Annotated in this window: 15 protein-coding genes and 2 pseudogenes; 1 reads left to right on the top strand and 16 read right to left on the bottom strand. The window is 46.4% G+C overall.

Annotated features, from left to right (window positions below; genetic code table 11):
- Positions 1-20: 20 nt before the first annotated feature.
- The 13 genes and pseudogenes from ACBP55_RS12570 to ACBP55_RS12510 all read right to left on the bottom strand — a co-directional run bounded on the left by ACBP55_RS12570 (position 21) and on the right by ACBP55_RS12510 (position 16487).
- On the bottom strand, positions 21-3812 hold the full coding sequence (locus ACBP55_RS12570) for an S-layer homology domain-containing protein (protein ID WP_464651957.1): 3792 nt from the start codon (positions 3810-3812) through the stop codon (positions 21-23).
- Positions 3800-3976, bottom strand: coding sequence for a hypothetical protein (locus ACBP55_RS12565; protein WP_464651956.1), 177 nt, complete (start codon positions 3974-3976; stop codon positions 3800-3802). Before ACBP55_RS12565 ends, ACBP55_RS12570 begins: the two co-directional genes overlap by 13 nt.
- A 716-nt stretch (positions 3977-4692) precedes the next feature.
- A pseudogene (locus tag ACBP55_RS12560) lies at positions 4693-5218 on the bottom strand (C40 family peptidase).
- A gap of 395 nt (positions 5219-5613) precedes the next feature.
- The gene (locus tag ACBP55_RS12555) at positions 5614-6717 is read right to left on the bottom strand and encodes a dipeptide epimerase (protein WP_464651954.1); all 1104 of its coding nucleotides are present in this window, start codon (positions 6715-6717) and stop codon (positions 5614-5616) included.
- 89 nt (positions 6718-6806) lie between these two features.
- Positions 6807-7739, bottom strand: a complete 933-nt coding sequence (locus tag ACBP55_RS12550; RefSeq protein ID WP_464653301.1) for a S66 peptidase family protein — start codon at positions 7737-7739, stop codon at positions 6807-6809.
- Positions 7740-7905: 166 nt separating this feature from the next.
- Positions 7906-9549 carry a peptide ABC transporter substrate-binding protein gene (locus ACBP55_RS12545; protein WP_464651952.1) on the bottom strand — a complete coding sequence of 548 codons (1644 nt, stop codon included), beginning with the start codon at positions 9547-9549 and terminating at the stop codon, positions 7906-7908.
- 31 nt (positions 9550-9580) lie between these two features.
- Positions 9581-10624 (bottom strand): ABC transporter ATP-binding protein, encoded by a 1044-nt coding sequence (locus ACBP55_RS12540; protein WP_464651950.1) that lies wholly within the window; start codon positions 10622-10624, stop codon positions 9581-9583.
- Between the two features lie 5 nt (positions 10625-10629).
- A complete protein-coding gene (locus ACBP55_RS12535; protein WP_464651948.1) occupies positions 10630-11547 on the bottom strand; it encodes an ABC transporter permease in 918 nt (305 codons plus the stop codon).
- Between the two features lie 3 nt (positions 11548-11550).
- Positions 11551-12482 (bottom strand): annotated as a pseudogene (locus tag ACBP55_RS12530) (ABC transporter permease).
- Between the two features lie 21 nt (positions 12483-12503).
- Positions 12504-13328, bottom strand: coding sequence for a M55 family metallopeptidase (locus ACBP55_RS12525; RefSeq protein WP_464651946.1), 825 nt, complete (start codon positions 13326-13328; stop codon positions 12504-12506).
- 123 nt (positions 13329-13451) lie between these two features.
- Positions 13452-13808 (bottom strand): DUF3870 domain-containing protein, encoded by a 357-nt coding sequence (locus tag ACBP55_RS12520; RefSeq protein ID WP_464651945.1) that lies wholly within the window; start codon positions 13806-13808, stop codon positions 13452-13454.
- A gap of 158 nt (positions 13809-13966) precedes the next feature.
- On the bottom strand, positions 13967-15121 hold the full coding sequence (locus ACBP55_RS12515) for a serine hydrolase domain-containing protein (protein WP_464651944.1): 1155 nt from the start codon (positions 15119-15121) through the stop codon (positions 13967-13969).
- Between the two features lie 106 nt (positions 15122-15227).
- Positions 15228-16487 (bottom strand): FAD-binding protein, encoded by a 1260-nt coding sequence (locus ACBP55_RS12510; protein ID WP_464651942.1) that lies wholly within the window; start codon positions 16485-16487, stop codon positions 15228-15230.
- A 1519-nt stretch (positions 16488-18006) separates the two neighbouring features.
- On the opposite strand from ACBP55_RS12510, the gene gdhA reads away from it, so the two are divergent.
- The gene (gdhA, locus tag ACBP55_RS12505; RefSeq protein ID WP_464651939.1) at positions 18007-19377 is read left to right on the top strand and encodes an NADP-specific glutamate dehydrogenase; all 1371 of its coding nucleotides are present in this window, start codon (positions 18007-18009) and stop codon (positions 19375-19377) included.
- 117 nt (positions 19378-19494) lie between these two features.
- Here gdhA and ACBP55_RS12500 read toward each other — a convergent pair whose 3' ends face one another.
- From ACBP55_RS12500 to ACBP55_RS12490, 3 genes are read right to left on the bottom strand one after another with little or no spacing between them, the layout of a single operon-like run.
- Positions 19495-20313 (bottom strand): inositol monophosphatase family protein, encoded by an 819-nt coding sequence (locus ACBP55_RS12500; RefSeq protein WP_464651937.1) that lies wholly within the window; start codon positions 20311-20313, stop codon positions 19495-19497.
- A 30-nt stretch (positions 20314-20343) separates the two neighbouring features.
- Positions 20344-21291 (bottom strand): ComEC/Rec2 family competence protein, encoded by a 948-nt coding sequence (locus tag ACBP55_RS12495; protein ID WP_464651935.1) that lies wholly within the window; start codon positions 21289-21291, stop codon positions 20344-20346.
- A gap of 34 nt (positions 21292-21325) precedes the next feature.
- Positions 21326-22408, bottom strand: a complete 1083-nt coding sequence (locus ACBP55_RS12490; protein WP_464651934.1) for an ABC transporter ATP-binding protein — start codon at positions 22406-22408, stop codon at positions 21326-21328.
- Positions 22409-22411: the final 3 nt, after the last annotated feature.

Here is a 22411-nt window from a genome sequence, read left to right as displayed (position 1 = left end):
TCCACTCTATCTCTAACGCTTTATTTTTTTGGCAATTTATTCGTAAGGTTAAATACCGCTTGTGCCGCTTCGGCACGAGATACGCTTCCGCTTGGAACAAACAGTTGATCTGAACGTCCTTGCAGAAGTCCTAGTTTTGCAGTCAACTCGATAGATGGACGAGCCCACGCTGCCATTTGATCGGCATCCTGGAACGTTTTGTCGTTGCCTTGTTCTGATTTTCCGCCCACATGATCAAATACTCTTGCGAGAATTACAGCCATTTCCTCTCTACTGATAACCGATTCAGGATTGAATGTAGCATCGTCCTCACCGCTGACCAAGCCGACTGATGCAGCGCCTGCAACGTAAGGCGCATACCATGCGCTTGCCGGAACATCCTTGAAGCTGCTTTGTTTTTGCTGCGGAAGGTGCATCGATTTCATCAGCAAAGCTACAAATTCTGCCCGCGTAATGGACTTCTCCGGTTGGAAGAATGCGTCGCTCACGCCTTCCACCATATGCATAGCGCTCATGATCTGCACAGTTCGATTCGCCCAATGCTGCCCAGGCAGATCCAGGAACACTTTGTTGTACTCTAGTACTGCATACTTGCCGTTCTCACGGAGCTCTGCGCGGATGCCCTTTTCTGTCAGTTCTCCACCGATATAGGTCATACTGCCATCATCAAAAATGCGGTATACGCCTAAAAGCGGCTTATCGCCACTTGCTGTAAATTCCGCTTGAATCGGCTCTGCCCATCGTGGATTTAGCGTTTTGGCTCCGTCCAACGCTTGTGAAGCGATTGTTAATTCAAAGAGTGACGACGCAAATTTCAATTTCGTATCGGATGACGAATTGGACGCTTTGAGCCACGCCGTTTGATCCGTCTCGGAGCCGGTAGACATGCCCAGAACAAGCTTGCTCTCTGTAGAACCGATGAACAGATTGTCAGGCATCCTCAGCGTAAGATCGCCTCGATCTAGGCTAACTGTCTGATTGTTCGATGTGCTTCCAGCCAGAGATGGGAATACAATCTCTTTGATGCTAGTGTCCAGCTTTAACGTGCCATTCGAAGCTAATTGCTGCTTCAGATCGTCGACTTTCAACGAATCGTTTTTATCGGAAGGCGTGTACCCTCCGCCTCCACCCTCTGCGCTTTGTTCCCGAATAGTAATCGTCGATTGAGCCACCAAATTCTGATAGGTTGCTGTCACCACAGTTGTGCCAGGACGAAGCCCGGTGATTGTACCATGAACGTCAATCCGAACAATATCGGGATTCACGGCAAGCCATTTTGCCAGGCTTGTGACCGGCACAGAAGTCAAGGAGGCTCCATTTTTATAGACCGCACTGACCGAAATAGCCCCAGTTTGTCCAATATATAAGCTTGATGGAAGGTTCAATTGCAGCACATCTGGGCGTTGTTCAGGTACAATTACGGCATTAACAACCATCGAAAAGCTTGCGTTAAGACCTTGATATTGAGCTACTAAACGCGCTGTCCCTGGTTGAGCTGCATATACGGCTCCAGTGACGGAATCAATTTTAGCCACATCAGGATTTTCGCTGCTATAGGTGACCCCAGATTCTAGACGTTTGGTTGAGTTATCCGAGTATACAGCCGTGAGTTCCGTGTCTGCCAATTGACCTACTGTCAAGGAAGTTGGTCCAGTAAACTGAAGCGCCGTAATTTGCGGGTTCCCGTTAGGATTGTCCGATGGACTAACAGTCAGGATAAAGTCTGCTCTTAATCCATAAGCAGCAGCACTAAGAACAGCAGTTCCCGGAGTAACAGCATGGACGATGCCGTTATTATCGATAAGAGCAACAGCAGGATGATCGGAACTGTACGACACACCCGTTGTCATCAGGCCAGTGCTTCCATCTTCATATACGGCCTTCGTAACTACATTTGCAGTCTCACCAGCAATCATGACAGACGGTCCATTTAATAATAGAGATTGCGGCTTAGGCAGCTCTTTGACGGTAAGGGTAACACTGGAACTAAGTGATCCGTAGCTGGCGATTAACGTTGCTGTCCCTGCACGAAGAGGCGTAATTGTCCCAGTGCTTGAAATCAATGCAACATTCGGGTTCAAGCTTTGAAACGTAAGCCCGCTTTCAATAACTGTTTCCACGGAGTTGGCGTCCCTCTTCTTCAAAACCGCAGGTGCAGGTTGACCTACCCACCAATCAACCGGAATGTCCCAGGCGATCGAAGATACGGGAGGTGTGACAGCAGGTGCATATTTGGCATGCAATTGCTGCACAGCACTAGCATCCAGCACTTTGCTGTATAATTCTACGAAACCGATTTTGCCTTGAAAATAACTCTTGGCATCTGTCGGCTCGGCATCTGCACCAATGGCTAGATCGACCTTTGTTGCACCGCTGATAACGCCATTTTTGGACTGACTTCCTTCCAAAATTCCGTTCACATAAAGCTTGGCTGTCTGCCCATCAAAAGTAGCTTCCGCATCATAAATCTGACCGGCGGTCAGTTTAGTGCTGCTTGGAACAACAACGAAAGCTTCGTTTCCTGTTATGTCATGAATGAAGAACCATGCTTCCAGCTTTTGTGTAATTGGATTGAATTCTAGCGCATAGTCCGAACGCTGCGCTTTCCCAATGATGTCTTGGGTTCGATACAGATCGTCCAGCGAGAAGGACGCCGCCATCGTCATAAAACTTGGGCTTAGCCCTTGATTGGAGGGGATCCGAACATAGGACGATTCTCCATCAAGCGCAAGTACATTTTTGTTAAAATCGGGATTATAATAAACAACTGCGTTTCCAACTGGCGTACCGTTATTATGTGTGGCACTGCTGTCTTCTCCTGCTGAATGCTCAAACGTGAGCTTGAGTAAATCGGGCGTCATGCCAGGAGGAGCGACTACCGTCCCCGGCACTGTATAGGATAGCGAAGGTCCGTTCGTCGTCCAGTTATCAGATGCATCTCCGGCTTCGACTTTATATGTCGCTATTTCTCCCGGAATCACTAAATCAAAGGAATAGCTGTTCGTGCTGCTATTTACTGTATTCACCAAATTACCGTTCTTATAAATACGGTACTGCGTTACAGCTTTATCATCCGTTGCCGCCGACCAGCTCACGTTAAAGCCTGTCGAGCCTGTTTGCGCTCCTGTTAGCTCGCTGCTTGCAGGCCAGGAAGGAGCCTGTTGATCGGCCAGGATGCCTGTACTTTCGTAATAACAAGCCAATTCTGCTTGCGTTAAGCCTCGGCTGAACATCTTGGCGTAGCCTATAGAACCTTTAAACGTTAACTGGGCAGTGGTTGCGCTTTGCGGATCTCCGCCTATGGCCAGTCCTACTGAAGTAGGGGAGGTTACCGCTCCAGTCCGATTTTCCGAAGCAGCCACCTGTCCAATCCCATTCAGCCCAGCTCCATTCATATAAAGGACATGCTTAGCGCCATCATATGTAATTGCGGCATCGTAATACTTATTCGCACTTAATACAGGGCTATACAACTTTCTGGTTGCACCGCCGATATAATCCCATGTCTCCATCTTGTTTGGATCCACTTCTAATCCGTAGCCTGTACTTTGCGTTTTCTGGAAAATTCCTTGTTCACCGCTTAGGATATCCGCTGAGAATTGGACCAACATCGTAAACCCGTTCGGGAAGTTGTTAAGCTCCGCAGCGTTCGGTATCATAATAAATTGGCCGCCATTCAGCTTCAGTACACTTTTTTGCAGCTTTGGTTCATAGACGATCTGCGGGTTGCCGTATGCAGTACCGTTCACATGTCGAGGCGACTTATCTTTAATCGCGCTTTCGGTAAAATCAAAATCAACTAAATCCGGCACGGGACCGGGCCGTACAAGATGAGACGGCACTTGCCTGACCTGGGATCATGATGGATGCATAAGATCCAAACATGAAGCAGCATAGCAGCAATAATGACAGCTTCCAACGTAACCTCATCAAGATTCTCCTCTTCTTTCTCCATTTCATTATTTTGCTTTGCCACTTTGTTGTTTGCCTCTACTTAAGGTGCTGTTGTTGCAGAACTTCCAACATTCTCCTGTGTTGTTGTGGTTTTATACAGACCATAAGAAACAAACACAGACGTCAAGATCGTTGCTTTTTCCGTTACATTCAAGATAGATTTCAATTTTAACTTATAATTTCTGGTTCTCTCCTTAGATTTCGTAATAGTTATTGATACTTTTAAAGATATAAGAAATTTGTTTACACAGTGTTAACTCAGTGTGAATTTTTGTTAAATATTATTTGTTGTTGTTGATTTATGTTTAATTTAATTTAAAAATGATTGATATAACCTTTCCACCAGAGGGAATTTAATTTCAATATCACATAAATCAACATTATATCTAGAAAACCTATCCATAAGAATCAATTTAAGCTGAATATTCATGTTTTCTGTGTTTCGGCAGTGATTTGTTATGGAATAATGTTGTTTTTTAGATAAATGCCTTTGCTCTATCAAACAGAAACACCTCTTCTTTGAGGTAGTGGTAGCTCATTGCTCTCACTTTGCCTAACGAAGAGGTGTTTTTCTGCAACAAATTCATCGGTCTTACTACCAAATAATTATTGGAACTGCGAAAGTTAAGTTAGACCCGACTTACCATAATTAAAAGCGGCAACCTTGGACGATAAATTAAAGTCCCAGACTGCCGCTTTTATTATTGCGCTTAGGCGCTTTTCATAGGATCATCTTCCTTACTTCCAATACCTTCTAGATGCACAATGCTCTATGGCCAGATTAAATGTACGCAAGTCAACAATTTCAATACATTTTATGGTTTCAGGGGAATGGATCATCTGATTGTCTCCGACATAAATCCCTACATGGTGAATGGCTCCCTTTCCTTCTTCGTGAGCGAAAAAGAGCAAATCCCCCGGTTCCAGCTTGGTCTTTGTCAATGAGAGTTCCCTGCTTGGCTTGATCCGAAGCATCTCTTGGAATTAGAATCCCAACATATCTGTGCATCGCATAAGCAAAACCGGAGCAATCATAGCCGAATGAGGACATGCCTCCCCATAGATAGGGCAAATCGAGAAACCTCTTCCCCTGCTCCACGATCCCCCGTCCGATGTGACCTTCTCCATCTCTGGGAGCTAGGGGACCATCGATCAAGCGAATATCATCCGCTTTTAAATAACCGATCCCCTCCGGAGTTTGCACTTTCACCCATTCTTCCATTATTTCCAACACTGGAAGTGAAGTCAGATAGCTCAACTCCATCAACGACTCTGACGGATTCTTATACAACCATGCTTGATCAGAGATCACTTCTACTCTCTTCGTTCCGACAGGTGCTTCCGCCTCGTCAACTAGCTGGCAGCTTGGTACCCAGCCAGGATAGCCTATGGAATCCTTGCGTGTTCCCTGCTGTGGTATAAGCACCTTACTCCAACCTTCACGTTCTTCCGAGACAAAGACGGAGGAACCATAAAGAACTTGGGTTTGCACCCGGTTCTCCAGACATAAATCCAGCTTATCTTGAAGCGTCATGCTCTCCAGCCATTCTCTTATTCTGGCCGGCTCCTTCAATGCAAGCTCATCCATAGGCCGTGGAGATTCCGGCTTCGTCCACACCGTTGCAACCGAAACAGCGACCATCTTTCGTTTCAGCGTACTCATGATCCCACTACACTTTGGCTGTGGACGACGTCTAGAATACCAAGACCCGCAGCTCTGGGGAAGGTCATTACCCTTCCGTCATACTGCACACCGCCAACCACAATATCATGAAGCATCATTAATGGCGCATCGAAATCGCAACGGGTAATATTTTTCTTACTGGCGGCAAGATGGGCTGCAGCTGTTACGGCCACACGGGATTCGATCATGCTGCCCACCATGCACTCGACACCGAATTCTTCCGCGATATGATTAATGATTTGTGCTTTGTAAATGCCGCCAGATTTCATCAATTTGATATTAATCAGGTCGGCAGCGCGGTTTTTGAGTACCTCAAAGGCTTGAATGGGTGAGAACACGCTCTCATCTGCCATGATGGGTGTTTCCACGTTATCTGTAACCATTTTCAACCCCTCGATGTCGCAGGCTTTCACTGGCTGCTCAACAAGTTCAATATCAAGTCCTAAGTCCTCCATACGGCGGATGGTGCGGATCGCGTCCTTCACCTGCCACCCTTGATTTGCATCTACGCGAATTTTCACGCTGCTGCCAATGCAGCTGCGGATTTCCTTTATTCTTTCGATATCCTCTTGGAGGTTGTCCTTGCCAACTTTAATCTTCAGAACATTGAAGCCTTCTTGCACATAACGAATTGCGTCTTCTCCCATTTCCTTAGGCGAATTGACACTGACCGTGAAGTCCGTTTCTATCTGATCCTTATATCCTCCAAGGAATTGGTACAAAGGCAAACCGCAGTACTGTGCGACAAGATCGTACACAGCCATATCCACTGCTGCTTTAGCACTGCTGCTGCCGATCATCGATTGATGAATCTCCTGAAGGATTCGTTCATAGGCCAGCAGGCTTTTACCAATCAATAAAGGACTGAACGTATGTACGATAGCCGAATGGATACTATCCAAGCTGTCGCCTGTGATGACGATGGTCGCGGGAGCCTCCCCCCAACCGATTCTGCCGTCGTTCGTCTGAATCCGAACAATAATAGATTCCGTTCTATACACTGTACGCAGTGCTGTTTTAAACGGCTTTTTGAGCGGAGTTGATTGCCGCATGACTTCAACACTTTGAATAATGTTCATGTTTGTTGCCTCCTGAAAGTTTTGTGCAGCAATGTTAGCGAAGCGGACTTAAGCCACAAAACTACTTCGGAAGCATAAGCTCTGAAAGCTTATGCCTCTACACCGGGTTCCGTACATGCCAGCAACTTCTCATAGGTGCTCATTCTTGCTGTTATTCCAATTGGAACCGCAATATTCGGAGAGCAGTGCCCGATTTTAAACCCCGAGAGTGTCGGTTTCCCCGCGGATGCGATGTGATCGTTAAAAATCTCCTCTAAAGTAAGCGACACCTTGCGTTTATTCGGCACACAATTATTAAAATCACAGATCAGAATTCCAGCCGCATCAGCAAATTTCCCAGCAAGCCTAAGCTGGTTTAACATCCGATCCAACCTATAGGGCTCTTCGTCGATATCTTCAATAAAAAGAAGTTTCCCCCTCGTATCCAGCTCATAAGGCGTTCCAAGCGTACTAACAATTAAAGATATATTCCCTCCGACGATTGGTCCTAAGGCTTCTCCGTCTACTAATGATTGCAGAGGGGAAATCTCTTCTGTATAGTGTAGAACGGACGGTCGAAGAAGCGTCTCATAATTTTGAATCGTAAGCGGATGCACGTCATCTTTTCCCAAATCAATCATCATGGGTCCATGAAAAGTAACCAAACCCGCAATTTGGCTAATCGCTGCATGCAGAAAGGTAATATCACTATAACCCCAGAAAATCTTCGGATTAGCCCGAATGAGCTTATAATCCAGCAGATCTGCGATTCTCCCGGTACCATATCCGCCACGCGCACAGATGATAGCTTTAATAGCGGGATCGGCGAACATGGCGTTCAACTCCCCAGCCCGTGCCTCATCCGTTCCTGCCAGATAACCGTGCTGCATGAATACGGTATCTCCCAGCCGAACATTCAGCCCCATGTTCACTAGAATGGATGTTGCCGCTTTCACCTGCTCCGTGTCAACCCAACTTGCCGGGGCCGTAATGCCCACCGTATCGCCAGGGCTTAATCGCCGAGGCTTTATAAGCTCAACCATCATGGAAGATCTCCTATTCTGCAATCAAGGATAAACGACTCCGTCGTCCCACTGGGACGAGCGCGTTTGTCAAGGTAGATGCGAAGCAAAAGTATAAAACTTATACTTTATCTACGAAAAAAAGGGAGAAGCACCCCTTACAGGTGCATCCCTCCGTCATCCATTGTTATTTTAAATCTGCCCACTTAAAGTCGAGGAAACCGAAAGCGTGTCTAACGACGCCTTCCAATTTGTCGCTTTGCAGGTACGTAGAGTTATAGAAGTAAAGAGGCAGAATCGGAGCTTCGTCCATCAAAATCTTCTCTGCATCATGCATCATTTTGTATCGTTTAGCCTCATCCGATTCGACATACGCGTCTTTGATCAATTTATCATAAGTAGGGTTAACCCACCCTGTGCGGCTGAACGGATTCGTTGATTGGAAGCCGTCTAAGAAGTTGATCGGATCGGCAAAGTCCGGAAGGAACGAAGATCGGGACAATTGCAGCTGCAGAGCCTTCTGCTCGGTAGTCAGAACTTTGCCTTCTTTATTTGCAAGTTTCACATCAATACCTAAGTTATCTTTGAGCATAGCTTGCAGGGTTTGTGCAATTCGTTGACTGACATCGTTCGTGTTATAAGTCAAAGTGACTTCAGGCAGCGTCGTGTATCCGGCTTCCTGCATCCCTTTTGCCAATAGATTCTTTGCCTCGGCGGCATCAAACTTAATCAGACTGCCGCCCACCTTGCGGAAGTCTCCGCCCGCAGGATCCTTAAGTCCAGGAGATACATAACCGTCTGCCGGTTTCTGCTTTTGCTTTAATACCAAATCAACAAGCTTCTGTCTGTCTACAGCCGCAACAAAAGCTTTGCGGATATTGGCGTTATTGAATGGCGCCATTTTCACATTAAAGCGGTAGAACGCAGTTCCTGCGGCATCTTCAACCTTTACTTTGTTGTCTGCAAACAATTTATCGCTCATGTCAGCAGGAATGGATCCGGTAGTATGAAGCTCGCCTGTCGTAAAGAGCTGGTACGCGGTGTTGGTATCATTGATCATTTTAAAAGTTACGCCCGTCAATTTTACGTTCGCTGCATCCCAGTACTGATCGTTTTTCACCATTTTCAGCTCGCTATCGTGCTTCCATTCAGTAATTTTGAACGGTCCATTACTTACAATCGTAGCCGCTTCACCTGCCCATTTGGCATTGCCTTCCACGGTAGCCTTATGCACAGGGAAGAAGGCTGGGCTGGAAACCATGCCAACTAACCAAGAAGCAGGCTGCGTCAAAGTAACCTCAAGCGTCTTATCATCCAGAGCCTTAATTTTCACACCGTCGGCTGTCCCCTTACCGGAGTTGAAAGCTTCTGCCCCTTCAATAGGATATGCGAGGAAAGCCGCGTCAGAAGCTGTTTTTGGATCCAGCAGACGCTTCCAGGCATACTCAAAGTCGGCAGCTTTTACTGCATCTCCATTGGACCACTTAATGCCGTCACGAAGCGTAAACGTATACTTTTTTCCATCGGGAGTAACTTTCCACTCTTTGGCCATAGCCGGCTCAGGTGCCTGATTCTTGCCAAGACGCGTCAATCCCTCAAACGCATTGTTAACTACGTCGTAAGAAACTTGGTCGAATCCTTTCGGAGGATCGAGGGATGTCGGTTCTTTTAAGTTGTTGTAAAGGAGGATTTTGGACTTCGTTTCTTTGGCTGCTTCCGTCTGCTTGGCTCCAGACTCTTGCGTTCCGGACCCTGGATCTTTGCTGCATCCGGCTAGTAACGTACCGAATACCAATACGGAGCTGATTAGCAATGCTGAAACTTTTTTCATGTGCATTTCTCCCCTTCGTTTCTTGTCTTATTTATCCTAGAGCCGTCATACTTCTCTTGATCGGCGGCTGGAATACAAGTTTAGAGCGTGGATCCTGAAGCCAACAGGCTACCGAATGGCTGCTCGATACAGCAGTCTGCTCCGGCTGATACGCACCGCAAACTTCCATGGCATAGCTGCAGCGCGCTGCAAAAGCGCAGCCTTTGGGCGGTGCGAACAGATCCGGCGGTGTTCCCGCAATCGGTGTGAGCGGAAGCGACTTGTCTGTGTCCAGACGCGGCATGGAAGCGAGCAGCCCTTTGGTGTACGGATGCTGCGGACTGTGAAACAGCTCATCCACTGTCCCCGCTTCCACGATCTTGCCGGCATACATCACATTGACCCGATCGGCCATATTCGCAACCACACCAAGGTCATGGGTGATGATGATGATGGAAACACCAGTTTTCTTCTGCAGCATTTTGAACAGCTCGATGATTTGCGCTTGTATAGTAACATCCAGCGCCGTAGTCGGTTCATCTGCGATAAGGACCGAAGGCTTGCACACCGCTGCGATTGCAATCATAATCCGCTGCCTCATGCCTCCACTAAATTCGTGCAAATATTGCTTCAAACGCATCTCAGGATTCGAAATACCCACCAGCCCAAGCATTTCTGTAGCTTGCTTGCGTGCTTCTGCACGCGATATTTTCTGATGACGAATGATCCCTTCCATGATCTGCTCACCGATGGAGATGGTGGGATTCAGGGCGGTCATCGCATCTTGGAAAATCATTGAAATCTCAGAGCCTCGCAGCTCTCGCAGCTGTTTTTCGCTAAGCTTGGTCAGTTCCCTGCCCTTATAGCGAATACTGCCTTGGCTGATTTTCGAGCTATGCTCGGGAAGAAGACGCGTCACGCTGCGGGCTGTTACACTTTTGCCGCAGCCGGATTCGCCTACGATAGCCAACGTCTCTCCCTTCCCTAACGTAAAGCTGACTCCGCGAACCGCCTTCACTTCTCCACCATGCGTGGTGAACGAGACATGAAGATTGTCCACTTCCAAAATAACGTCGGACGAGTTCGTTGCTTTCACCTCGGCTACCTCCTCCTCTTCGGATTAAAAGCATCCTGCAAGCCATCCCCAACCAGGTTAAAGGCAAGCATCGTGATCGATATGAAAAATGCGGGATAGAACAACCGCCACCACTGCCCCGACAAAATGGTCGACAGACCGTCGTTGGCCATAACGCCCCAGCTTGCCAAAGGCGGCTGAATGCCTAGGCCAAGAAAGCTTAAGAACGCTTCTGCGAAGATAGCGGAAGGTACCGAGAACGTCACTTGCACGATAATGACACCAATCGCATTAGGCAGCAAATGTTTACGGATAATGTAACCCGCGCCTCCGCCTAGCGTTCTTGCCGCCAGCACATACTCCGATGATTTCAAACTAAGTACTTGTCCGCGTACAATTCGCGCCATGCCGATCCAGCCTGTAGCACTTAAGGCCACGATAATCGTTAGTAAGCCGGGGCCCATGACGACCATCAACAGGATGACAACAAGCAGATAAGGGATCCCGTACAAAAGATCAACGAACCGCATCATGACATTATCGATTCGTCCTCCGAAGTAACCGGCGATGCCGCCATAAATAATGCCGATGACGAAATCGATCAAAGCCGCCATAAGGCCGATAAATAGCGAGATGCGGGCTCCATATAGGATACGGGCATAAACGTCGCGCCCAAGCTCGTCCGTGCCGAACCAGTGTGATCCCGATGGTTTCTGATTGGCATCCAGCAGCACTTGCTTCGAATAGCTTTGGTCCGTGAGGATGGGCCCAAATATCGCTAACAGTGACATCAATACAACGATGATCAGCCCCGCCATAGCCAATTTGTTTGAACGCAGTCTGATCCAAGCTTCCTGCCAGAACGACAGCCGCATACGAACAATGGCTTCCGCCGTTCCTTTGCTCTTGGACATAGGGACAAATAAAGAATCCGGAACGTTCATCGTTTACCCCTCCTTCCTGTACAGCTTGATGCGGGGGTCAATGATTCCATAGGCGATATCCACCAGGAACATCATGATGACTAATAGAGCGCTATAGAATACGGTCGTACCCATAATGAGCGAGTAGTCACGATTATTAATGCCATCGACGAAATATTTACCCATTCCCGGAATGGCGAAAATCTTTTCGATAACAAAACTCCCCGTTAGTACGTTGGCCACCAATGCGCCGAGCAAGGTAATGACCGGAAGTACGGCATTACGGAGCGCATGCTTGATGACGATCGTGGCGGGCGACAAACCTTTGGCCCTTGCCGTTTCGATGTAATCGGTAGTCAACACCTCCAGCATGCTTGCTCTTGTCAATCTGGCTATAATCGCAAGAGGTCCTGTTGACAAGGCAAGTGCAGGAAGGACGACATGCTTCCAGGTCCCCCAAGTGGCAACCGAAGGAACCTCCACTCGACAGCAACATATTTGATCAGCAGGGTCGCAACAATGAAGTTAGGTACCGCAATGCCGATAACCGCAAAGATCATGGCGAGGTAATCGATTATGCGGTTCTGCCGGAGTGCGGCGACCGTTCCGAGCGCGACACCGGTGACGATAGAAATAAGGATGGACACCATACCAAGCTTAAACGAAACTGGAAATCCACGGCTTATCATGGAATTCACGGTATCGGGGAAGTGTCCGATGGAAGGTCCGAGATCCAAGGATAACAGCGATTTTAAATAAAGGAGGTACTGCGTCGTAATCGGTTGGTCCAAGTGGTAAAATTCCATCATGTTCTGAACCGCCGTCGGATTCGAATTCTTGCCCTCTTTTTCGAAAGGCGACCCCGGAACAGCATGCATCAATGCAAAAGTAACCGTAATAATTAGCCACAGTGTGACAACCATGGAGATAAATCTGCGAAGAATATATTGTGTCACGCTATCACCCACTCCCGCTTATTAACAAAATGCCGTTCTCATCGCCAATTCCGTCATAACCAACATGGCTTGGTAGGCCTCTAGAATGTTTTTAGCCTGAAAAGTAACCGTAGGGCTTTTATCATCTATGGTCGTTCCCGGCATCAGATGTGCCCACTCCGCTTGGCCATAGTTGGCAAATTCAATCTTCAACACCGGATGATCCGGCGGTAGGAGCGGCTTTACTCTGCTGCGGTTAGCCAGCGCTTCCTTTGTTTTTTCCCGGAGCAGCTGACCGCTTTTTTCGGGGGTCAAGCATACAGCCGAAGTCCGCGATATCCGCTTTTTTACAATCGCTGTCGCGATACCCGGAATTAGCTCTTCCGCTTCAATCGCGGTTTCATCGTCCCCAGCCACTAATAAAACAGGTACCCCGTAATGACCGGCAACATAAGCATTAAAACCGAGCTCACCAATTACCCTATCATTTATGTACATATTACGAACGCCGAAAATCATCGTATGACTAAGCACACCTTTGGTGGCTGCTCTAGTATGATAGCCTAGAAAAGCCGCTCCTGCGAAGGAGGCATCTAGTCCCTGCACCATGGAAAAAGGCTTCACGTCACCTGAGATCAGCTGAGTTTCGGGATGCAGCTTCTCAATTAACAGATTGTTCATTTTGGAGTGACTATCATTCACGATAACCTCCTTACAGCCTTCATCAAAAGCAGTTCCTATGACATGATTGGCTTCATCCGTCATGATGTGCTGCCCGCGTGTGTAGTTGTATTGTCTAGAATCGATGAACGTGTTATCAACAAGTCCGGTTATCCCTTCCATATCTATGGAAATATAAAGTTTCATTGGTTGTCCTCCCCAATTGTAAGGTAGAAAAACCCAGCAAACAGCCTCAGGAGCTTTCGTCCCAAGAAACCATTTGCTGGGTTTTATTTACGGGTATGTTTCCATACGGATAAATAAAGCAGCTTACACTGTACCAGAAGATTGGAATCCCAGCTCTACCCGGCCGTTAAGTGCTAATTTGTATTTTTTTTGTGCGTCTTTATACGCTACGATCAGAGCTTTTTGGGAGGATCCATGGTATCTTCGGCGGATTTCCTCCGCTACTACATCAAGGAGAAGCATATTGTGCCCGATGAAGATTGAGCGGACAAAATCCGATGTGAGCGGTATGGTGGATGAACATCCTGCATCAACAATTTTATGGCTTGTCGTATCAACGATAAGTCCGATAAAAAATGCGTTGTACTGCTGCGTAATAGGATTATTCACGGAAACTTGCGCGTCGCCGATAATATAAATCGTGTCTTTGTCATATAACAAACGAGCACTCTCCTACTTAGCATTCTGTTCGATTTCTGAACGGGATGTGGGAAGAGATTGGGTCTCCCTACGACCGCCAGAAGCCAGATCACTAATGATGTAATATATTCTAACATCGAATTCACATGCTGTAAATAACAAAACGCTTCACTCAAACACTATTTGAGAAAAGAAGTATGCAACAACCGTGCAAGTTCTTCTTCAGCTTCAAAATAAACGCCTTGTTCTTTTCGTTGGATAAGGCCGTTCATGAGCAGAACGATGCCCCATTTATCCTGTTTATGGAAATACATATCGCTAAGCAGTCCATAAGCATCACCAGAATGTCCAATAAGTCTTTGTCCAGGAATCAGATCATCTGTAATCTGAAATTGGAGCCCGCAATTGCGGAAAAAGCCATCTCGTCGGTGACCCGACCAATGTGGGGTGTGCATGAGATCCACAGTCTCCGGCTTAAGTATTTGAACATCGTTCAATTTACCTGAATTAGAATGCGCTTCCAAAAAGCGCGTCAAGTTATCAACGTTTGTGCGAAGTCCACCTTGAGGGCTGAATAACGCTCCATTGGTGCCCGGTACATATCCGCTGTAATCCATTACTTCCGGTTTTCTTCCGCGAAAATCGTCCGTGCCAACAATAAATCGATCATCGGCCTCCGAGTATTCATACAGATCAGCAACCGAATCCATGTCCTTCAAATCACCGATATGAAAACTAGTATCGTTCATTTGTAGCGGCTCGAACAGATGCTTCTTGCAGTATTCGTCAAACCGTTCATTCGAGAGTCGCTCTACGACAGTAGCTAGTATGATGGCACCCAGATTCGAATATTCAAAGCAATTGGGATCCCCTGGCTCTCCGAATCCCCAGAGATTGTCCGAGTAATAGGTCCCGCCTGGCATCAGGATATCGGCTAGACATATCTTAGGCGGATTCTCGCTACGCGAATCAACGACAAATCGAACATATTCATCTTGCATCCCAGAAGTATGGGTCATGATCTGCTTGAGCGTTATCGGTATATTGGGATACTTAGGATTGCGCACTGGGAATCCAAGTATGTCACCCACATCCTGATCAATTCCGCATAAGCCCTTTTCAACAAGCTGCATAATCGCTGTCGCGACCACTGTCTTAGAGATAGAAGCAATGCGAAATACAGTTTGTGATGTAACGGGTACGCGTCTTTCCACATTCGCCCATCCATAACCTGCGCTCCAAATCTGTTTCCCTTCACGAACCACGGAGGCTGCTAAGCCAACAATCCGATGCTTGTCCATCACCTGCTGAATCCGTTCATCCAAAGAATTCAAGACGTTCCTCCTTTGTCCTGATTTGTTAAAAACTGATCCTTATAGTTACATTATAATAAAGTCTATTCGTGCTGTGTAGCATTTTTTTTGTTGGGAAAAGCCAATTCTATTTCTCCATCAAATATGTATTCAAAAAGTCGTTACGAAACTTTCCGTGCGGATCACAATGAAGCAGCAGTTCTCGGAAGTCAGGCAGCTTCTCATAGAGCGCCATCAACTGAGCGGGCTGCATGGTAAACAGCTTCCCCCAATGCGGACGAGCCCGGAAAGGCGCAAGTTGCTTTTCGATCATCGGCAGCACTTGTTTAACTGCCTCCCAATTCGGTTTCCACGTAAAATGAATAGCAACCGAATCCTGATTGTAATTAGGGCTCATCCACAAATTATCTTTTGCAATGGTACGAACTTCAGAAATATATAGGTGTGGCGAGATATGCACCCGTATGCCATTAAGCGCATTCAATGCCTGATAGGCATCTTGTCGCGGTACGAAATACTCGCTTTGCAGCTCCTCTCCAGCACTCGGAGTGAAATCCATGCGAAAGTGCGGCAATCTCTCGTGCCATGGCCCCGCGATGCCCATCTGCTCGCTGCAATTCTCCGCCGTATGTCCTGGTACTGGATGCCGTGGTGAAGCTGCTAATTGCGCGCCAAAAAATTCAGGTGCCACCTGATCAGAGACTTGATCAGTCAGTTTCCGCTTTAGCCAGACTTGATTGAAATTTGCATTCTTCCAATCGGTGAATAGACTAACACTATAAGCACTTGAGAAAATATCGTCAAAGTGCTCATTTAGTTGCATTAGAGACAGATTATCGTAAACATGCTGACTCATTTGAAATGTTGGGATCACATCCAGTGTAATTTTAGTGACTACACCCAATCCTCCAAGCCCAACAATTGAACCTGCAAGGTCTTGTTGCTCGCGGAAGTATACGGCCATGTCCCCATTCGCCTGAACGATTTCCATAGAATCAACCACTGTAGCAAGATTGCCGTTCTGATCACCAGAACCATGTGTTGCCGTAGCGCATGCACCAGCAACGGTAATGTGCGGCAATGACGCCAAATTGTGAAGCGCATAGCCATGGTTATGAAGATATTCACATAGCTCTCCATACCGGATTCCTGCTTCAACAGTTACCTTATTTTCTACAGTATCTAATGCTACCACACGGTTAAGGTTCTGAAGCGAAAGAAGGATTTCGGTACAATCGGCGATACTATTAAACGAGTGCCGTGTGCCAAGCACCTTTATTTGCTTACTGCGAGCCACTACTTCCTGTACTTGCTCCACACTTGTGGGAATATAGAGTTCCGAGGCACTATACTTGTAGTTGCCAGCCCAATTCCAACTATTTTTCATATCTTCACACGCCTTCGATCGTATTTTGAAAAAGGGAAAGATACCAAAGAAAAATGGTGTTTCTATCGAGAAACTTGGCAAGTTGTATGAGATCAGAAGTAAGTAAACCCAAGATGAATTTATTCGATATTTACTCTGTAAAACCTCCTGTATTGAAGAAACCAACTAAGAATGTATTCATTGAACTAATTGGCTAAAATATCGTTTATCTTCTTCTCTAGCGCTGCAAGTCCTGCTTCTGGATCCAGTCTTCGATAAAGAGCTTCCTATAGGGCAGTTGTTGGTACTGCTCGCTTTGCAAGACAGCTCAATTCGCCGGCACGTGTCCGGCAAGCCCCCATGTCTTACTGCCAACTTCAGAAAAATATGTCATAAAGACCATTGCTGCACGTTGCTTTTCCTTGGTCACAAAGGCAGGTACTACCAACGTGTGAACAAATTTACGGTCTGTTGAAAAAAGTGAGATAAAAGTAGACGATCTTAAGATAGGGGGTTAAACGTAAGATGAAGATAACTTAAGTTTGCAAAGCGAGAAAAACGGCCCGTGATCGCTGTTCGCGATTGGGCCGTTTTTGTTTTTCTAATTTTTTGTGTTGGATGAAGGAAATTTAAATAACAAAAGCTGTTGTGATAATTACCAAAAGAATAAAAAGAACCAAAACAATTGCTACTGTGTGGCTAAAGCCATAACCTACTCCGCTCATCTCATTCATTCCCTTCGCAGTGATTTTTAACTACGTTATAAATATACGTACGGTATGTTTTGCTTGCTTGGACGTATGTCATTGGGAGGTAAATGCCGAGGGAAAGCATATAGGTCTCACTCTATTTTTCCGTCCTCTTTGTATGCACGGATACTACCATGCACATGCCACCATTATGGACAAACTCCTGGGCATCGTGAAACCTTGAACGCACGAACGCATTTATTCCAACGGAGTTAGATTAACATTATTTGATAAGAACAAAAAAAAAGGTGGTAAAATCCACTGGATGATAGGTCGGCTTGAAAGCGAAACTCTGTGGAGTGATTTCGAACATTTAGGCTGCAAATCTGAGGATCGCGAGGAACGAGGAGCCCTTATTTCGGTGATTATGTCGATGCGGGACCCGCACGCGGAACGTAGGGGCCTTATTTTGCCGTTTTACCGGTTTTTACACCTCGAAAGCGGGAAATAGAAGCTCCTCGTTCCGCGAAAACGTGAAATACGCTGTTTTGAGCAAAATAAAGCTTCTACGTTCCGCTAAAATCTGGTGATGCCGGCCAAAGGCTCCTCGGACCTGATTAAGATAGCTTGCGCTCCGTTTTTTTCATCAATCGTACTTAAGTAGCTCCAGTTGGATCCTCCGTTCGCGGAAGATCGAATGTCACTTTATTTCATACCAAATGAGCACTTGATTAACATATCTAAGTAAGCTTACATGACATGTAAATTTCGATTGCTCAATTGCCAAGGATAAGGTAAAACTATACTATTAGACATTTTTAATATAACTGATTGTGAAGGTGGATGAGGTTGTGATTGTTCAAGTGGATAATGAGGTAGTTGCAAGGGAATATGTACATGTCGTTTACGAAACCGTAGTCAAACGTAATCCTTATGAGTATGAGTTCCATCAAGCTGTGAAGGAGATATTAGAGTCGCTAATCCCGGTACTCTCAAAGCATCCGAAGTATATGAAATTCGGTGTTCTTGAGCGGATCGTAGAACCAGAGCGCTTAATCACTTTTCGCGTTCCATGGGTAGATGACCAAGGGATTACGCATGTTAATCGTGGTTTCCGTGTTCAATTCAACAGTGCGATTGGGCCGTACAAGGGCGGGTTGCGTTTTCATCCCTCCGTTAATGCGAGCATCATTAAATTTCTTGGATTTGAACAAACTTTCAAAAACTCCCTTACAGGCCAGCCGATCGGCGGCGGTAAAGGCGGCTCCGATTTCGATCCTAAAGGAAAGTCCGATAATGAAATCATGCGCTTTACCCAAAGCTTCATGACAGAGCTCTATAAATATATGGGGCAGGACACCGACGTTCCTGCAGGAGACATTGGCGTAGGCGCGCGCGAAATTGGTTACATGTTCGGTCAGTACAAAAGAATTCGCGGTGCTTACGAGGCCGGTGTACTGACAGGTAAAGGGATCATCTATGGCGGCAGCTTGGGACGTACCGAAGCGACTGGGTATGGATGTGTTTACTTTGTTAATGAAATGCTGCAATCCAAGGGCCTTAGCTTCGAGGGCAGCACCGTAGTAGTTTCCGGCTCCGGCAACGTGGCCATATATTCCATGCAAAAGGCGATACAGCTTGGCGCCAAGGTCGTTGCTTGCAGCGACTCCAACGGCTATATCTATGATAAAAATGGGATCTGCCTAGACACGATTCGACGGTTGAAGGAAGTTGAGAGAGAGAGAATCAGCGAGTATGTAAAGGAGCATCCGACTGCAACCTATCATGAGGGGTGTAACGGCATTTGGTCCATTCCATGCGAAATTGCGCTTCCTAGCGCGACACAGAACGAGATTGATGAGGATGCGGCAAGAATCCTTGTAAGCAACGGAGTAATTGCAGTCGGGGAAGGCGCCAATATGCCCTCTACCTTGGAAGCGATTGATGTATTCCTGAAGGCAGGTGTGCTTTTTGGGCCGGCCAAGGCAGCGAATGCAGGCGGTGTTGCCGTATCCGCGTTAGAAATGTCTCAAAACAGCATGAGATACTCATGGCAATTCCATGAGGTGGACGATAAGCTCCATGCGATTATGAAAAATATTTACAAAAGCGCTGTCCAAGCGGCAGAGGAATACGGGCACCCGGGCAATCTTGTTGTAGGTGCCAATATTGCAGGCTTTACAAAAGTGGCCGACGCCATGATTGCTCAAGGTGTTGTTTAAGGAAAACAGCAATTATAAGATTAAGGGTGACTTTTTTATAATAAGCTCACCGAAAAAAACGGCCCGTATTCGCATCTTCGCGATAGGGCCGTTTTTTTTCAATCCGGTACTAAAGTTTTACTGTAATACAGAAATCAAGGCCTGGTGAATGATCGAATTGGATGCAATCAAGGTGCCATCACTTAATGCAAATGGTCTTCCGGCAACATTCGTTATCGTTCCACCCGCTTCTTGCAGAATGACGATACCAGCGGCGACATCCCAAGGATACAGTCCGTCATGCCAAAATCCGGTTAACCGTCCAGAAGCCACTAGACATAAATCGAGACTGGCAGCTCCCATAATGCGTACGCTTCGGACTCTGCCTGTCATTCTTCCTATTTGCTCTACAACAACAGAGTTCGGTTTCCAATCAATTGCTTGAAATCCTGTTGCCAGCAATGCTTGAGCAAGTTCTTGCTCCTTCCCTACTTGAATCGTTTGGCCGTTCAAAAAGGCACCGCCCTGTTTTCGACCTGAATAGAGGTCATTAGTTACAGGATTATAAACGACTCCACATATCGGCACTCCATTTCTCACAATACCTATTGAGATTGCAAAATGTGCTATGCTATGAATAAAGTTGATGGTCCCATCAATAGGATCTATGATCCAACCGTAACCCGCAGTCGGCTGCTGTAAAGCGCGGCGGGAATCTTCCCTGCCGCCATCCGTTTCTTCTGATAGAATCCAATGATCCGGATAATCGCGGATAATTCGATCGCGCAGCAGCTGCTCGCTGCGTACATCCACTTCCGTCACCAGATCGGATTGATTCTTCTTTTCTTGTATTTGCAAGGGCATATTAATTAGATCCATAATAAGTTTGCCCGCTTCCTTCACATACAAGATTGCATCCTGCATAATTGCGTCTTCGTACGCTAGCTGCTCGTTCATACGCTCTCCTTCTCTTTAAAACAACAGTATTCAATAACCGATTTGGATAGGAACCGATCCGTTATCCAAAAGGTGAGTCTTCCCATTAGCATAACTTCCAGTCAAATAATAAGACATGTTTGTACAGGAGCGGAGCTTCTCCCAGTTCTCTTGGAACGCTTCGGATCTCTCCAAGCAAACAGGAATGATACAGTGTTCAGGCTGAATCCACGATAAAATCCTGGAATTGAAGCCATCCTCCATCCCATGATGAGAAACTTTCCAAATTCTGCTCCTAATATCCGTTCGCTGCGTTAATCTTTCCCACCCAGGCTCCAACTGATCCCCGCCGAATAGAACACTGGAATTAGGCTCTTGCATAGAACTAAGTCGATAGACTGAACTATCATGATTAGATAACTCAAAGAATCGCCGCAAGTTCTCCAGTATTCCCTCACTCTCAGACTCAATAGAATTTGAGATCATTTTCACGAGAACTTCGTATGCCGGAAGAGGGTCATCTTTCCAAGGATATAGATGGGTTAAGATAATGCCTTCATCCGACCAGATAACAGACTTCTCGCTCGATCCATATTCGCTGCGCCATTTAATCTCAGTACCCTGTTCGATTAAAACTTGAATGAATTCAAGGTAAGATGCCAACATGCGATAGACCCTCCTAGCAAAACTATCCCCTTGTTCGTGAGTCAGCTCTTCTGGAGGAAGATCGAAGGGCTCATATGGAAGAATCGCTTTGATAACCGGTTTAGCTCTAGCCACATCTATGAGCCCGTTAATATGATCTTCGTGAATATGGGTAAGGATCATCCATTCCAATCGATCCGTCTGATTTCGATTCATCCAAGATAACGGATGGTCCTGATTTTCGGAGAAAGTGCCGTCTCCCCCGTCAATTAAACAAATACCGCCAGAAGGCAGCTGAATCAGGTGAGCATCTCCCCATCCGACATTAAGAAATTTAACATTAGCACCCGGCATATTCCTATCACCTCTACGGATCGTTTATATTTCCTTACCTGTCAACCGGCAGTAAATGAATTTTATGCTTGTCCACAGCTAGATGCACAGTGCCCTGCAGGTAGCCACGCACGCTTGGACTTGAGTCATCAACAATCCACTGAAATGGGGAAGCATCGACCCAATAGCGAATCATTCGCCCTAGGAAGCTGCTTCTCTGTATGACTCCAGTCCAAACATTATCACCGGCAACCGGTTTATCAATAATGGAGAAGCATTCCGGTCTGATCACAAGAGTCACTCGGTCACCTGGCCGAAAAGGATATTCGTTTCGATGTACCCGCAACCAAATAATTCCGCATTTAACAACCAGGTCATCCCCCTCTTCAGCCATAATTTCACCCTCTATAAAATTGGCAGTTCCAACGAAATCAGCTACAAATTTACTTTCAGGTTTAAAATAAATGTCCCACGGTGTCCCGACTTGGCCGATACGCCCCTTGTTGAACACAGCAATTCTATCCGAAATCGCCAAAGCTTCATCCTGATCATGTGTAACAAAAATAGCCGTTATGCCCAAACGCTGCTGCAGTTCTCTAAGTTCATTTCTAACTTCAACTCTCATTTTTGCGTCCAAATTGCTAAGCGGTTCATCCATTAATAGAACCTTCTGTCCCATGATGAGCGCTCTGGCAAAGGCGACACGCTGCTGTTGTCCACCGCTTAGCTCTCTGGGAAGTCTGTCCTGTAAGCCTTGAAGTCCAAACATACTCAACATGGCATCCACTTTATCCCTCACTTCTTGACGAGAAGGCTTCTGCAGCTTTAATCCATACGAAATATTCTCGTAAACTGTCATATGCGGGAAAAGAGCGTACTCCTGGAAGACTAGTGGTGTATTTCGCTTAAATGCGGGCAGACCATTGACTTTGTTACCTTCTATATAAATGTCACCGGCATCCGGTTCATAAAATCCGGCGATAGACCGCATCAATGTCGTTTTACCGCATCCACTGGGTCCGAGGAGTGTTGTGAAACTACCCTCTGGAATGTCAAGAGACACTTGACTGATCGCCTCAAAGTCACCGAAGCTTTTGGATATATTTGAAATTTGGATCATCGGTTTCTCCGTGTTCATGGG

Source organism: Paenibacillus sp. WG02, assembly GCF_055396115.1.
This window is presented reverse-complemented; position numbering and strand designations above follow the sequence as displayed.